Source organism: Mycobacterium sp. 1465703.0 (genome assembly GCF_001672975.1).
Classification (GTDB): domain Bacteria; phylum Actinomycetota; class Actinomycetes; order Mycobacteriales; family Mycobacteriaceae; genus Mycobacterium.
Genome location: NZ_LZKU01000102.1, coordinates 1 through 15,349, shown reverse-complemented (window position 1 = coordinate 15,349; position 15,349 = coordinate 1). Strand labels below are relative to the sequence as shown.

Here is a 15,349-nt window from a genome sequence, read left to right as displayed (position 1 = left end):
TAGACACCAGCCGCCTGGCAAACAGTGGGAGACTCGCCGAGCGAACTCGCTCGTGTTTCTGGTGTGACTGGTGTTACTACTGAAGCGGTACCGCAGTGGGCTTGACCGGCGCCGGCAGCGCTGTCGACCCCATCAAGAATCGGTCCGCGGCAGCCGCGGCAGCCCTACCCTCAGCAATCGCCCAGACGATCAGCGACTGGCCGCGACCCATGTCACCGGCAACGAAAACGCCCGGCACCGAGGTGTCGAAATCGGCGCCGCGCGCGACGTTGCCGCGCTCGGTGAATTTCACCTCGAGGTCGGTGAGCAGGCCCTCCTTCTCGGGGCCGGTAAATCCCATCGCCAGCAACACCAAGTCGACCTCGAGTTCGAACTCCGAACCCTCCACCTTGACAAACTTGCCGTCTTCCATGGTCACCTCGTGCGCCTTGAGCGCGGTCACGTGACCGTCTTCGCCGACGAATTCCTCGGTGTTGACCGAGAACACCCGCTCGCCGCCCTCTTCGTGCGCCGAGGACACCCGGTACATCAGCGGATAGGTCGGCCATGGGGTGGACGGGGCGCGTGTCTCCGGCGGACGCGGCATGATCTCGAACTGGTGGATGATGGCCGCGCCCTGGCGGTGCGCGGTGCCCAGGCAGTCGGCTCCGGTGTCGCCACCACCGATGATGACGACCTTCTTGTCCTTGGCAGTGATCGGCGGTTCCCCGTCGGGGCCCAGCACGTCGTCGCCCTCCTGCACTCGGTTACCCCACGGCAGGTATTCCATTGCCTGATGGATGCCGTCCAAGTCACGGCCGGGGATGGGCAGATCCCGTCCCGCGGTGGCGCCGCCGGCCAGCACCACGGCGTCGAAGTCGGCGCGCAGTTGCTCGGCGGTGATGTCCACTCCGACATTGACACCGGCCTTGAATTCGGTTCCCTCGGCCCGCATTTGGTCCAGCCGGCGGTCGAGGACACGCTTTTCCATCTTGAATTCTGGGATGCCGTAGCGCAGCAGCCCACCGATGCGATCGGCCCGCTCGAAGACGGTGACGGTGTGGCCGGCGCGGGTCAGTTGCTGGGCGGCGGCCAAGCCCGCCGGTCCCGAACCGACCACGGCGACCGTTTTCCCGGTCAGCTTGCTCGGCGGCAACGGCTGCACCCAGCCCTCGTCGAAGGCCTTGTCGATGATCTCCAGCTCGATCTGCTTGATCGTCACCGGGTCCTGATTGATACCGAGCACACAGGCCGGCTCACAGGGGGCCGGGCACAGCCGGCCGGTGAAGTCCGGGAAGTTGTTGGTGGCGTGCAGCCGTTCGATGGCGTCGCGCCACCGGTCCCTGCGCACCAGGTCATTCCACTCCGGAATCAGGTTGCCCAGCGGACATCCGTTGTGGCAGAAGGGAATACCGCAGTCCATGCAGCGAGTCGCCTGCTCTTGCAGGGTCTCGTTGTCGAACTCTTCGTAGACCTCGCGCCAGTCGCGCAGCCGCAGCGGGACAGGCCGACGCTTCGGCAATTCCCGATGCGTGTATTTCAGGAAGCCGCTCGGATCAGCCATGTGCGGCCGCCATGATCGCCTTGTCGACATCCGTGCCGTCACGTTCCGCTTCGGCGATGGCGTTCAACACCTTCTTGTAGTCGAGCGGCATCACCTTGACGAAATGCCGCTGCTGTTGTGACCAGTCACTCAGAATGCGCTGGCCGACAGCGGAATCGGTGGCATCAACGTGTGCCTGAATCATGCCTTGCAACCACTCGTAGTCATCTTCATCCAAGCTCTCGAGCTCGACCATCTCCGCGTTGAGATTCGCTGGGAATTCGCCGTTCGGATCGTAGACGTAAGCGACACCGCCGGACATGCCGGCCGCGAAGTTACGGCCGGTGCGACCGAGGACGACGACCTTGCCGCCGGTCATGTATTCGCAACCGTGGTCCCCGACACCCTCAACGACGGTGTGCGCCCCGGAGTTCCGGACCGCGAATCGCTCGCCGACGACGCCGCGCAGGTACGCCTCGCCGCTGGTCGCACCGAACAGGATCACGTTGCCGCCGATGATGTTGTCCTCAGCAACGTAGCCCTGCGGCGCGTTGTCCGACGGTCGAACCACGATCCGGCCGCCGGACAGACCCTTGCCGACGTAGTCGTTGGCGTCACCGTAGACGCGCAGGGTAATACCCCGGGGCACGAACGCGCCGAAGCTGTTACCCGCCGACCCGTCGAAGGTGATGTCGATCGTTCCGTCCGGCAACCCTTGACCGCCATAGGCTTTGGTGACCTCGTGGCCGAGCATGGTGCCCACCGTGCGGTTGACGTTGCTGATGGTCGTGGAGAACCGCACCGGCTTTCCGGAGTCCAGCGCCTCGCGGCTCATCACGATCAACTGCTGGTCGAGCGCCTTATCCAGGCCGTGGTCCTGACGCGAACTGCAGTACAGGTCCTGGTTCATGAACGCCGACTCCGGCTCATGCAGAACCGGGGCCAGATCCAGCCGGTGCGCCTTCCAATGGGCCCGTGCCAAGGTAGTGTCCAGCGCCCCGACTTGGCCGACGGCCTCGTTGAGCGTGCGGAAGCCCAACTGCGCCATGTACTCCCGGACTTCTTCGGCGATGAACATGAAGAAATTCTCGACAAACTCGGGCTTACCGGTGAACCGCTCGCGCAGGACCGGGTTCTGGGTGGCCACCCCGACCGGGCAAGTGTCCAGATGACATACCCGCATCATGATGCAACCGGCCACCACCAGCGGCGCTGTGGCGAAGCCGAATTCCTCGGCACCGAGCAAGGTAGCGATCATCACGTCGCGGCCGGTTTTGAGCTGGCCGTCGACCTGGACCACAATCCGGTCACGTAATCCGTTCAGCAGCAATGTCTGTTGCGTTTCGGCCAGGCCCAATTCCCATGGCGCCCCGGCGTGCTTCATGGAAGTCAGCGGGGTCGCACCGGTGCCGCCGTCGTGCCCGGAGATCAGCACCACGTCGGCGTGGGCCTTGGACACCCCGGCGGCCACCGTGCCGACGCCGTTCTCGGAGACCAGCTTGACGTGCACGCGCGCAGCCGGGTTGGCGTTCTTCAGGTCGTGGATCAGCTGCGCCAAATCCTCGATGGAGTAGATGTCGTGGTGCGGCGGCGGTGAAATCAGCCCGACGCCTGGAGTCGAATACCGGACTTTGGCAACCCAGGGGTACACCTTGTGTCCCGGAAGCTGGCCGCCCTCACCGGGTTTCGCACCTTGCGCCATCTTGATCTGGATGTCGGTGCAGTTCGTCAGGTAGTGCGAGGTGACGCCGAAACGAGCGGACGCAACCTGCTTGATCGCGCTGCGCCGCCAATCTCCGTTGGGGTCCTGCTCGAAACGCTTGACGTCCTCGCCGCCTTCACCGCTGTTGGACCGACCACCCAGCCGGTTCATCGCGATGGCCAACGTCTCGTGCGCCTCGGCGGAGATCGACCCGTAGCTCATCGCACCGGTGGAGAAGCGCTTGACGATTTCGCTGGCGGGCTCGACCTCCTCCAGCGGGATCGCGGGCCGTAGACCACCGCGGAACTTCAGCAGGCCGCGCAGGGATGCCATGCGCTCGCTTTGGTCGTCGACCAGACGGGTGTAGTCCTTGAAAATCTTGTACTGGCCGGTGCGAGTGGCGTGCTGCAGCTTGAAGACGGTCTCGGGGTTGAACAGGTGGTACTCGCCCTCGCGGCGCCACTGGTATTCCCCGCCCACCTCGAGTTCGCGGTGCGCCCGTTCGTCCGGGCGGTCCAGGTATGCCAGTGCGTGCCGGGTGGCGACGTCGGCGGCGATGTCGTCCAGGGTGATACCGCCGATCGGACAGCTCAGCCCGGTGAAGTACTCGCTGAGCACATCCTCGGAAATGCCGACCGCCTGGAACAACTGCGCACCGGTGTAGGACGCCAGCGTTGAAATGCCCATCTTGGACATCACTTTCAGCACACCCTTGCCGGCGGCCTTGATGTAGTTGCTCAGCGCGGTCTTGCGGTCGATGCCCTCGATGAGGCCACGGTCGAGCATGTCCTCGATCGACTCGAACGCCATATACGGGTTGATCGCCGCGGCACCGAAGCTGACCAGCGCGGCCATGTGGTGCACCTCGCGGGCGTCGCCGGTTTCCACCACCAGACCGACGTGGGTCCGCGTCCGCTCCCGCACCAGGTGGTGGTGCACTCCTGCCACGGCGAGCAGCGACGGAATGGGCGCCATCTTTTTGTCGGATTCGCGGTCGGACAAGATGATCACCCGAGCGCCGTCAGCGATCGCCGCCGACGCCTGCGCCCGCACCTCGTCGAGGGCGGCAGCCAGCCCGGCGCCTCCCTCGGCCACCGGGTACAAGCAGCGGATCACCTTGGAGCGCATGCCATGTGGGCGCCCGTTGACCTCGTCTTCGGGGTTGAGGTTGATCAGCTTGGCCAGTTCCCGGTTACGCAGAATCGGCTGCGACAGCGCGATCTGGTGACACGAGCGCTCGGTCGGCGTGAGCAGGTCGCGCTCGCCGCCGGTGGTGCCCTGCAGGCTGGTCACCACCTCCTCACGGATGGCGTCCAGCGGTGGGTTGGTCACCTGCGCGAAGAGCTGCTGGAAGTAGTCGTAAAGCATCCGGGGGCGCTGCGAGAGCACCGCGACCGGGGTGTCGGTACCCATCGACCCGATCGGTTCGGCGCCGGTGCGCACCATCGGTGCCACCAAGAGGTTCAGTTCCTCGTAGGTGTAGCCGAATGTCTGCTGACGCTTGACCAGTCGGTCGTGGGGCATCCGCTTGTAGTTGCCCTGCGGCAGGTCATCGAGCGGAACCAGGTTCCTGTCCAGCCATTCCTGGTAGGGGTGCTCGGCGGCCAGTTCCGCCTTGATCTCCTCGTCGGAGACGATGCGGCCCTGCGCGGTGTCCACCAGGAACATCCGGCCGGGCTGCAACCGCATCCGGCGGACCACCTTGGCCGGATCCAGGTCGAGCACACCGGCCTCGGACGCCATCACCACCAGGCCGTCTTCGGTGACCCAGATCCGCGAGGGGCGCAAGCCATTACGGTCCAGGACGGCACCGATGATGGTCCCGTCGGTGAACGTTATGGACGCGGGCCCATCCCACGGCTCCATCAACGACGCGTGGTACCGGTAGAAGGCCCGCCGCGCCGGATCCATCGACTCGTTGCGTTCCCAGGCCTCGGGGATCATCATCAACACCGCATGGGCCAGGCTGCGCCCGCCCAGGTGAAGCAGTTCGAGTGCCTCATCGAAACGCGCGGTGTCCGAGGCGCCCGGCGTACAGATCGGGAACAGCTTCTCGACGTCGGCTTCCGTCCCGAACACGTCGGTCTTCATCAACGCCTCGCGGGCGCGCATCCAGTTCTCGTTACCGGTGACGGTGTTGATCTCACCGTTGTGGGCGACGCGGCGGAACGGATGCGCCAGCGGCCAGGACGGGAATGTGTTGGTGGAGAACCGGGAGTGCACGATCCCCAGCGCGCTGGTCAACCGATCGTCTTGCAGGTCAAGGTAGAACGCCTTGAGCTGCGGAGTGGTCAGCATGCCCTTGTAGACCAGGGTCCGACCGGAAAGGCTTGGGAAGTAAACGGTTTCGCGGCCGGGCCCGTCTTGGCCCGGGCCCTTGGTACCCAGTTCGTGCTCGGCGCGCTTACGCACCACGTAGGCGCGGCGCTCCAGCGTCATACCGGATTCGCCCGCCATGAACACCTGGCGGAAGGTGGGCATCGCATCGCGCGACAGCGCACCCAGCGACGAGTCGTCGATGGGAACGTTGCGCCAGCCCAGCACCGTCAAGCCCTCGGCTTCGGCGATCTTCTCCACCGCCGCGCACGCGGTCGCGGCGTCCTTGGACGACTGCGGCAGAAAGGCGATACCGGTGGCGTAGCTGCCTTCGGGCGGCAACTCGAAGTCCACCACCTCACGCAAGAAGGCGTCCGGGACCTGAAGCATGATGCCGGCACCGTCGCCACTGCGGGGCTCGGCGCCCTGGGCACCCCGGTGTTCGAGGTTCAGCAGCGCAGTGATTGCCTTATCGACAATGTCGCGGCTACGACGGCCGTGCATATCGACGACCATGGCTACCCCGCATGAGTCGTGCTCGAACGCGGGGTTGTATAACCCGACGCGCTTGGGCGTCATATGCACCTGACCCTTCACCTGAACGTTATGCGCGGCCGTTAGCAGCGGCCCCGGCGAGGCTGCACCCGGAGGTTGCGGGCTAAGACCCCTTCGGTCTTGTCTCGATGGGCTGCGGCCCCAGGCGGATAAAATCCCATGAGGGATGTCCGTGCAGCTCTGCGCGGTGGCCTGGAACCAGTCTCGACAAGTCGTAAAACGATATGACAATACCCGCCTGACATGCCAACTTCGTCAAGTCTAGCCGCCAGCTGACAATGCCGTGAATTTCGCTGCGGCCGTACTTCCCCAATTTCACCAGCCCGCTGCTGGGAACCGCGAATTCCGCCCTAAGCGGCGGATATTCCGGGCGGGGACGGTCCCACGCAGCGGGCCGCGCCGAGTTTGCTGACGGGTAGGTCGCGGAACGTCGACGATGTTGCTGGCGCAGATATGAGCGTGTTCAGGGCCTAACCCGGGGCCCTGCGGCGGATCCGGGTGGGGCCGCGACGAGTTTGCAGGTAGGTACCTCGGCTGCGACAGGAGATACTGGAGCGATAGCGGTCACATCCGGCATCGCAGGTCGGAGCGTGGCGCTTATCACCTAACCCGCTCGCCGCCGCCGGGTCACCGGCGGCGGCGATCGACCGCCTGGCAGCCGAGGAGCCCATGAACGAGCGCGACGAATTCCTGCGGGACCGTCTGCAGCCCGAGCGGCCGAGCACCCCGGCGGCGGCCCCGTCCGGTCCCTCCCCTGCGCAGTCACGACCGACGTCTGCGGCGGCCCAGTGGCCCGCTCCGCGCCCGCCGTCGACTTCTGCTGGCCCACCGGCCCGGCCCCCCGCTCGGCCGCAAGGCTGGTCGCCGGCGCCTCCGCAACTCGCGCCTTCCTTCCGGCCACCGCCGGCCGCGGCACCGCAACCGTCGGCCCCGAGCAGTCCGCAGGGCGACGAGTTGCATGACCGCGGCTGGCGACGCGTGCTGCGGCTGGTCTCCTTCGGCCTGATCAACCTGGGCCCGTCGCCGGCCCAACAGCAGGAGGCCCGGTTCGAAGCCGCCATCCGAACCCGCCTGTACGGCAACCGCAAGGTCGGCGTGCTGGGCAAGGGCGGCGTGGGAAAGACATCGGTCGCCGCGAGCGTGGGGTCGCTGTTCGCCGCGCTCCGTCGGCAAGACCACGTCGTGGCAATCGATGCCGATACCGCCTTCGGTCGGCTCGCCAGCCGCATCGACCCGGCTTCGACGGGTTCGTTCTGGGAGCTCACCGCCGACAAGAATCTGCGGTCCTTCGACGATGTGGTGGCGCGGCTGGGCCGTAATTCCTCGGGTCTGCACGTGCTCGCCGGCGAACCGGCATCGGGCCCGCGCCGGGTGCTCGATCCGGCGATCTACCGGGAGGCCGCGCTGCGACTGGACCACCATTTCACCATCTCGGTGATCGACTGCGGTTCGACGATGGACGCACCGCTCACCCAGGAGGTGCTGCGTGACCTGGATGCGCTGATCGTGGTGTCCTCACCCTGGGCCGACGGCGCATCCGCGGCCGCCCGGACCATGGAATGGCTGGCGGATCAGGGCCTGACCACGCTGCTGCGCCATACCGTCGTGGTACTCAACGATTCCGACGGGCATGCCGACAAACGCACCCGGGCGTTGCTCGCCCGCGAGTTCACCGATCACGGCCGCCCGGTCATCGAAGTGCCCTTTGACCCGCACCTGCGGCCGGGCGGCGTCATCGATGTGATCCACGAAATGGCCCCGGCAACGCGGCGCAAGTTCCTCGAAGTCACCGCGACGATCGCCGGCTATTTCGCGACGCGCGCCGACGGCGCCGACGGCGAACGGTCGTCGGACAAGCCGGACTAAGCCCGCGCCGATGGGTCGGCGATCGCCTCGATCTTCACCACCCTGGACTCGCGGATCGTCAGCACGATGACGGCGAAGAGGCGGCGCTCGCTGAAGGCCAGCAGCACCGGTGCGCCGGCGGGACCGCTGACCAGAGTGACGTCCGGCCACAGGTAGCGCAGCAGGTTGGTGGCCACCGCGTCCGGACCGTGGTTGATCTGCGGCGGCGGTGCCGGGTCCGCGAGGACGGTGCCCACGCCCCACACCGTCGGATCCAAGACGGCGGCCAGCCCTTCGAGGTCGCCGTTGGCGCACGCGGTGATGAACTTCTCGGTGACCAACTGGTGTTCTGCCGACGCTACGTCGCTCATCTTCGGTTGTGCCGCATGGAATTTGGCGCGCGCACGGCGTGCCAACTGTCGGCAGGTGCCGACCGGCCGGCCGACGGTTTGCGAGATCGATTCGAAGGGGACGCCGAATACGTCGTGCAGCACGAAGGCGACCCGCTCGCCGGGACTGAGCCTGCGCAAGACTTCCAGCAGCGCGGTGCGGATCTCGTCGTCCAGAGTGACCCGCTCGGCCGGGTCGAGGTGGGCCGGTGCCGGTCGCTCGTTGACGTCACCCGGGCGCTCGTTACGGGCGCGCGCCGAGCGCACCTGATCGAGGCAGAGGCGGCTTGCCACCACGGTCAACCAGCCTCGGGCGTCTTCGATCTCGCCCGCCTCGGTGCGGGAGAATCGCAGAAAAGCCTCTTGCACAATGTCTTCCGCCTCGCCGACGTCGCCCAGCATCTGATAGGCGAGGTTGACCAGGTACGGGCGGTGACGACGCCAGGCCTCGCTGACCTGCTCGCCGGCTGACTGCGACTGGTTCATGACTCTTCGACGATCTGGTGAGACGAAAAGTTACGGATTCTGCCGATGTAACTTTCCCACCTTTTGCCCCGTCGTTTCAGCAGTGCAAGAAGTTCACGGAAGGAACAGTCCCATGACCATCGTCGTCACCGGTGCGACCGGCAATGTCGGACGCCCCCTCGTCACCGCACTGCTCGGCGCCGGAGCACGCGTGCGGGCGGTCACCCGACAACCCGGGTCGGCCGGATTTCCGCCGGACGTCGAGGTGTTCGGTTCGGCCACCGACGCCCTACCGGGTGCCACAGCGGTATTCCTCAACTCGCGGGCGCTCGGGGAGCAGTTGGAAGAAGTGGTGGCTCGATGCGGGGCCGCCGGCGTCAGCAAGCTGGTTGCGCTGTCGGCCATCAATGCCGACGACGACGACACCCGCCAGCCGTCCCGCTTCCGTGGCGACCGCAACCGGGGGGTCGAGCAACTCGCGATCGGCTCCGGCATCAACTGGGTAAGCCTGCGGCCCACCGTGTTCGCGACGAACTTCGCCGGCATGTGGTCCGCTCAGATCCGCGCCGGCGATGTGGTCGCCGGGCCATACGCCGCCGCGTCGACGGCGCCGATCGTGGAGGCGGACATCTCCGCGGTCGCAGCCCACGGTTTGCTTACCGACGAGCTTGTCGGACAGCGGATCCCGCTGACCGGCCCGCAGGCGTTCACCAACTCCGAACTCGTCGAGGAGATCGGCAGTGTCCTGGGCCGGCCGCTGCAGTACCGCGAGATCCCCACTGACGCGGTGCGCCAACGGTTTATCGAGCTGGGATTCGGCGCCGGATTCGCCGACGCCTACATGGCCATGCTCGCCCAGACGATCGACAAACCCGTGCTGGTCACCCACGACGTGGAGAAGATCCTCGGCCGGCCACCAATCCCGTTCGCGCGCTGGGTGTCCGAGCACCGCGACCTGTTCAGCAACGAGAAAGGAATATGAGATGACCCAACCGCGCCCCCCGCGCTACCTCAAGCCGATGAACAAATTCATGATGGCGGTGCAACGGCTCGGGATTCCGACCGGGCCCGCCATGGTGCTCACCGTCCCCGGCCGCAAGTCGGGCCAACCCCGCAGCACCCCGATGACGCCGTTCACTTTCCAGGGCGGCCTGTACGTGGTGGCCGGCTATCCCGGCGCCGATTGGGCGGCGAATGCCCGGGCGGCCGGCATCGGCACGCTCAGCCGGGGCCGACGGTCACGCTCGGTGCGGATCGTCGAACTCGCCGCCAGCGAGGCGCGCCCGGTACTGCGGGCATTCCCGACCGAAGTTCCCGTCGGGGTGGCCTTTGCGAAACGCTCGGGAATGGTGCGCGACGGAACGGCCGACGAGTTCGAAGCGCTGGCGGGGCGGTTAGCCGTGTTCCGCTTCGAGCCGGCGTAACACCCGCAAGCTCACCAGACGATGGCCGCCATGTCGCGATTGTCCGAACACACGCTGTGCACCGCGGCCCGAATGTCGTCGGCGGTGATGATCTGCAGATCTTCAACGGTCACCGGTTGGCCCGCGCGCTTTTGGGCTACGACTCGGGTGTCACGAAAACCCTCGGCGCGTTCGACGACATTGCGGGCGAACCTACCGTTCTGCATGGCGTCGATGCCATGGCGCCCGCTGGGAGTGGTGTAGTTGCGGATGGTCGTCGCCGCATCCAAGAACGTCTCGCGGGCACCCTCGTCGAGCAGGCTGGCCCGCGGCGTGGCGTAGCGGTGTGCGATCTCGACGATCTCTGCCGGCGAGTAGGACTCGAAGCGCAGCTTGCGGTTGAACCGGCCGGCCAAACCCGGGTTCACGGTGAGGAATTGGTCCACCTGGTCTTCATAGCCCGCCCCGATGAAACAGAAGTCGAACCGGTGGGCTTCCAGGGCAACCAGGAGTTGGTTGACGGCTTCCATGCCGATCATGTCCGGAGTGCCGTCCTGGTGGCGCTCGATCAGGGAGTAGAACTCATCCATGAAAATGATTCGGCCAAGCGACTTTTCGATCAGCTCGTTGGTTTTGGGGCCCGACTCGCCGATGAAGTGTCCGCAGAAATCCGAACGGCGCACCTCCCTGATCTCGGGGTGGCGCACGATCCCCATGCCGGCGTAGATCTTGCCCAGCGCTTCCGCGGTGGTCGTCTTACCGGTACCCGGCGGGCCGACCAGCAGCATGTGGTTGGTCTGCCCCTCCACCGGCAGGCCGTGCTCGAGGCGCATCATTCGCACTTCGAGCTGGTCTTCCAGCGCCGCGACCGCTTGCTTGACGGCGGCCAGTCCCACCTGCTTGGCCAGCAGCTTGCGCCCCTCGGCCAACAGCTCGGCCCGCCGGTCGGCTGCCGCGTCGTCGTCGAGTTCGTCACGGCTCTTGGCCGACGAGGCGTCCCACCGATCGGTGCGGCTGTCGATGGTTTGTTCGTCCGTCACGACCAAGTGCAGGTTCGGATCGGCCAGCGCTTCTTTGGCCGCCGGAGTCAGGACGCCGTTTATGGTGGCCTTCGAGAGCCAGATCTGGGCCTGATCCTCCTCGCGCAGCTGACGGTGCACCATCCCCCGCACGTACGCCAGATCGGCGACGAGCAGCGGGATGTCGGCCGGGCCGATCGACGCCGTCAACACATCGGCGTCGAAGCGTGACGACGACTGGTTGTGCCCGATCACGTCGACGCGGTCCAGCCAGTCCAGGGCAACCCGGCCATGGCCGAGGTGCGCGGCCGCGTGTGCGGCCAACGCGCAGATCGACGCTGTCACCGCCGACATGACGATGGCGTGCGCGGGCAGCTCCTCGGCGGCGGCCAGCAGCACGTCCGGCCAACGTTGGGTGCGGTACATCAGGAACGTGCGGGCCAACTGATGCCATTGGTAGTTGGTCCACGAGTCCAGCAGGTCGCGGTTGGCCAGCAGCTTGTCGGCTTCGGCGTACTCTCCGGCGATCGTCAACGCGGAGGACAACGCCAGCCCGACCTGTGAGGCGTCGGTGACGGTGATCCCGATGTAGGGGCCGAGCTGGATCTCCGCGGCCAGCGTCTGTCCGATGCGTGTGGTCTCGCGGTGCAGCCATTCGCTGGTGGCGTAAAGCTGCCGCAGCGACGCCAGATCGCTGTCTCCGCAAGCGATGCGCCCCAGCCACGCGTCGGCCATCGATGGGTCGGCGTCGGTGGCGGCGACGAACTCGGGCAACGCCGCCGCCCGGCCCTGCTGACGCTTGATTGCCATGGCCCGGTCGAAATGCCTTCGGGCAGTTTGCAAATCACCCATCACGTCCCCCATCCCGGGCAGCGTGGTGATGGTCGCCGGGGTGGCGGGCAGCCGTCTTTCGCCCGACCGCGCTGTGGCCGCGGCCGCTTCGTGCGCCCATCACACTGTGCCTCAAAACTTCGACCTGCTAGCTGCCGACCGTCATGCTGACCGGCTCGAGACTGACGTAACGGTTCTCGGCGCGGAACATGTCCATCTCGACAAGCCAATTCTTTCCTGCTGCACTGACGTTCAGCACGGCCGGGCTGATCTGCTCGATGATCACCTCGAAGCCGTGCCGTTGCCCCTCGGAGAGTTGCGCACCCGCGGGCGCGACGGTGATCACGGTCGCCGGTCGCGGAGTGGGTGAGATCGCCGCCTCGATGCCGCCTTCGGGCGCGCCGGGGTTGTTCCGCCGCGCGGCGTACTCGACGACACTGACGGTGGTCCTCGGCGCTGGACGTGAGCTGTTTACGACGCTGATCTCCGGCATCCGCACGCTGACCCAGCGGGACATGTCGCGGGTGTGCACGCACACCCGCTCGCCGGCACCGGCGGTGCGGATCACGATCCGTTTGGCGACCGGGTCGTCGGCGGCGACGAATACGCGCGACAGTTCACCGGCGTCGGTAACCGGCATCAGCAGCCGGTCGCCGTTGCTCAGTTTGCCGATCAGCACGCCCGACGGTCCGATCTCGGTGACCAGGTGCTCAGGCAGCGGACTGCGCCGCAATCCGCGCAGATGCGGGCGGGGACCGCACATGTTCGCGGCCGCCGCGGCGGCCTGCTCGCCGTTGAGCCGCCGCAGGATCACGCTGGGTGGCGTCGGCGCCGGCGTCGGCGTCCGCACTGTGATCGTCGCGGTGCATTTGGCGTACGGGTACACCGTCACGTTCTGGATCACCTCGTCGGCGCGCAGCGTCCACGCCTGGGAAAGATTGCGCGAGGTGATCGCCTCGGCCGGATACGCATAGGTGGTCATCCAACCCGCTTCTCCGCGGATGGCTTTCCATCTCTGGGTGGTTCCCGATACCGCGTCCCAGCCGAGCCGGCGATCGAGCTCGACGAGGTCGGTGGCGGTGGCCACCTTTGCCCGCAATCCGTGGCAGCGCAACAATCCTGCGATGCGCTGGGCGACCGAAATGGCCGCCGCGCCAACGGTGGTGCGCCAGAACAGGGCCTGGGCGTTGTCGATCACCGCCAACCGCATGACCAGCCACGTCTCCCGCCGGCCTGCGTAGGGCGGGGTACCGATCTCGGAGTCATACACCCGGGGGAAGTCCCCGATGGTGCCGTGCCGAGAACCGATGGTGACGACGCTGATCGACTCGAGCTGCAGACCCAGGGCTTGATGCAGCATCGGCACCAATTCGACTACGTCGAGCACGTTTTCGGTCTCGACGGTCACCGAACCGGTCACCATGGTGGCGCGATGCGCCCTGCCGAGCAGTTGCACGGCGACCACGGCGACGCCGTCTTGCACACGGACCCCACCACCGGATCGGTTGTTGGCCACAGTGATTGGAGCCGACCAGTCGATTGGGCGCCGGCCGCGCCGCCACAACACCGCCCAGGACCACGCCGGCTGACCCCACCAGCGTACGAAGATCAGCGCGACACCCACCACGATGGCGACCGCGGCGCCGATGTAACCGCCTACCAGCCAGCCCGCCAACGCCAGCACGAACACCACCCACACCCCGACCACCCGCCGGTTGCTGCCGCGGGTGAACCCGGTCAGGTCGGGCCTCATCGCGCCCTGCGCAATCGCGCCGCGATCGCGACCACCAGCACAGCGGCGGCGACGGTGCCCAAGAATCCGATGGCGATGTTGCGTGCCCGGTGGTCGGGCGGCGGCGGTGGCGGGGCAGGGGTGATAACCCGGCTCTGCGCTCCCGGCGGCATCCGATCGCCCGGCGGGATGTTGAAGGTCAGCGCGGCGACCGGGTCGACCAATCCGTACCCGACCTTATTGTCAACGCCGGCAGGCGGATTGTGCGCCGACTGCACGATCCGGTTGATCACCTGGTGTGCGCTGAGGTCCGGGTATTTCGCGCGGACCAATGCCGCGACGCCGCTGACGTAGGCCGCGGAGAAACTGGTTCCCCAGAACGGCATGTTCTTCTCGCCCGGCCTCGACGGTGGGTAGGCATTGACCGGACCGCCGCCTTGGGGGGACAGACCCATGATGTGAGTTCCCGGTGCGGCCACACCGACCCAGGGACCCGACATGCTCTTGTCGAGTGGGGCGCCGCTGGCATCGACGGCGCCCACCGACAGCACGTAATCGGAAAACCACGAGGGCGCCGAGACGATCTTGACCTGATGCCAGTCTCGCGGATCCGACGGATCCAACGCGTCATACATCGGGTTGTTGTTACAACCGGCCTCCCCATCGTTGCCCGCGGCCGCCACGATCACCGCGTCCTTGGCGGTGGACGCGTACCACAGCGCTGCGCCCAGCGCCCGCTGATCGGCCGGGGCCGCCGCGGGCAGGCACGCGGTGACCGAAATATTGATCACCTTCGCCCCCATGTTCGCGGCGTGAACCACCGCGCGCGCAACCGAATTCAGCGTCCCGGCCTTGACCTTCTCGTCCGAATTGGGATCTCCGGGCGGGGGGTTGACCGGTTCGAAGGCTCGGGATGATTGCCGAATCGAGATGATGGTCGCGTGCGGGGCCACACCCACCACCCCATCGGGCGCTCCCGGGGGAAGCGGCGGCACCGCGGGTTCGTCCTCGGTCTGCGGATCGGCAGGCCCGTTCGATGCGGCCGTGGCACCACCTCCCTCTGGGGCGTGCTGACTCCAGGTCGGTCGTGGGCGTGGCTGGCGCTGGTGGTCGCCGGACTGGTGGTGGGCATCTTCCTCACCCAGGGACGCGGATTCGCCGCCAAGTATCAGGCCGTCGCGCTCGTCTGCGGGGCATCCGCTGCGGTGTGCGCGGGAGTGGTCAAATACGCCGTCGCCGCGCCGAAAGATGCTATGACCGGGCTGATGTGGCCCGTGCTGGCAGTGGTGACCTTCGCCGCGTTGGGTTTGGCCGCAGCGCTTTTGGTGCCGGCCATGAGGTTCCGGCCGTTCATCCGCCTGACCGTGGAATGGGTGGAAGTGCTCGCGTTCATCGTCTTGCTGCCTGCGGCGGCGGCCCTGGGAGGGCTCTTCACGTGGATTCGCCACTGAGACGGGCGGCGGTGGTTACCGCCGCCGTCACACTGGTCGCGGTATCAGCCAATATCCCTGCCGCACTGGCTATTACACCACCTTCGGTGGATCCGGGACTGGTACCGCCGGACGGGCCG

10 protein-coding genes and 1 pseudogene are annotated in these 15,349 nt (G+C 66.7%); 5 read left to right on the top strand and 6 right to left on the bottom strand.

What is annotated here, in order from left to right; translation table 11 throughout:
- Positions 1-76 precede the first annotated feature (76 nt).
- Entirely contained in the window at positions 77-1,543 is a 1,467-nt protein-coding gene (locus A5625_RS09185; RefSeq protein ID WP_066991856.1) for a glutamate synthase subunit beta, read from the bottom strand.
- Positions 1,536-6,119, bottom strand: coding sequence for a glutamate synthase large subunit (gene gltB / locus A5625_RS09180; RefSeq protein WP_066991947.1), 4,584 nt, complete (start codon positions 6,117-6,119; stop codon positions 1,536-1,538). The genes A5625_RS09185 and gltB overlap by 8 nt, the downstream gene beginning before the upstream one ends.
- A gap of 645 nt (positions 6,120-6,764) precedes the next feature.
- On the opposite strand from gltB, the gene A5625_RS09175 reads away from it, so the two are divergent.
- Positions 6,765-7,961, top strand: a complete 1,197-nt coding sequence (locus A5625_RS09175) for a MinD/ParA family protein (RefSeq protein WP_066991853.1) — start codon at positions 6,765-6,767, stop codon at positions 7,959-7,961.
- Here A5625_RS09175 and sigI read toward each other — a convergent pair.
- The gene (sigI, locus tag A5625_RS09170; protein ID WP_066991850.1) at positions 7,958-8,815 is read right to left on the bottom strand and encodes an RNA polymerase sigma factor SigI; all 858 of its coding nucleotides are present in this window, start codon (positions 8,813-8,815) and stop codon (positions 7,958-7,960) included. The two genes, A5625_RS09175 and sigI, sit on opposite strands and share 4 nt — an antisense overlap.
- A 112-nt stretch (positions 8,816-8,927) precedes the next feature.
- Here sigI and A5625_RS09165 point away from each other — a divergent pair, with 112 nt between their 5' ends.
- Together A5625_RS09165 and A5625_RS09160 are read left to right on the top strand one after the other, a co-directional pair.
- Entirely contained in the window at positions 8,928-9,776 is an 849-nt protein-coding gene (locus A5625_RS09165) for an NAD(P)H-binding protein (RefSeq protein ID WP_066991847.1), read from the top strand.
- A 1-nt stretch (position 9,777) separates the two neighbouring features.
- The gene (locus tag A5625_RS09160; RefSeq protein ID WP_066991844.1) at positions 9,778-10,218 is read left to right on the top strand and encodes a nitroreductase family deazaflavin-dependent oxidoreductase; all 441 of its coding nucleotides are present in this window, start codon (positions 9,778-9,780) and stop codon (positions 10,216-10,218) included.
- 11 nt (positions 10,219-10,229) lie between these two features.
- Here the strand turns inward: A5625_RS09160 and eccA2 are convergent, their stop codons facing one another.
- The 3 genes and pseudogenes from eccA2 to mycP form a co-directional block, all read right to left on the bottom strand.
- Positions 10,230-12,080: a type VII secretion system ESX-2 AAA family ATPase EccA2 gene (gene eccA2, locus A5625_RS09155; RefSeq protein WP_066991841.1), complete on the bottom strand. Its 1,851-nt coding sequence runs from the start codon at positions 12,078-12,080 to the stop codon at positions 10,230-10,232.
- Positions 12,081-12,195: 115 nt separating this feature from the next.
- Positions 12,196-13,800 carry a type VII secretion protein EccE gene (gene eccE, locus A5625_RS09150; RefSeq protein WP_066991838.1) on the bottom strand — a complete coding sequence of 535 codons (1,605 nt, stop codon included), beginning with the start codon at positions 13,798-13,800 and terminating at the stop codon, positions 12,196-12,198.
- Positions 13,797-14,904 (bottom strand): annotated as a pseudogene (gene mycP / locus A5625_RS09145) (type VII secretion-associated serine protease mycosin); the annotation flags it as partial. The pseudogene mycP and the gene eccE, both read right to left, overlap by 4 nt.
- Between mycP and A5625_RS09140 the strand changes: the two are divergent.
- Positions 14,886-15,230: a hypothetical protein gene (locus tag A5625_RS09140; RefSeq protein WP_369829997.1), complete on the top strand. Its 345-nt coding sequence runs from the start codon at positions 14,886-14,888 to the stop codon at positions 15,228-15,230. The pseudogene mycP and the gene A5625_RS09140 sit on opposite strands and share 19 nt — an antisense overlap.
- Positions 15,215-15,349, top strand: a 135-nt coding sequence (locus tag A5625_RS30045) for a hypothetical protein (protein WP_232003556.1), incomplete at its 3' end; no start/stop codon positions are given. The genes A5625_RS09140 and A5625_RS30045, both read left to right, overlap by 16 nt.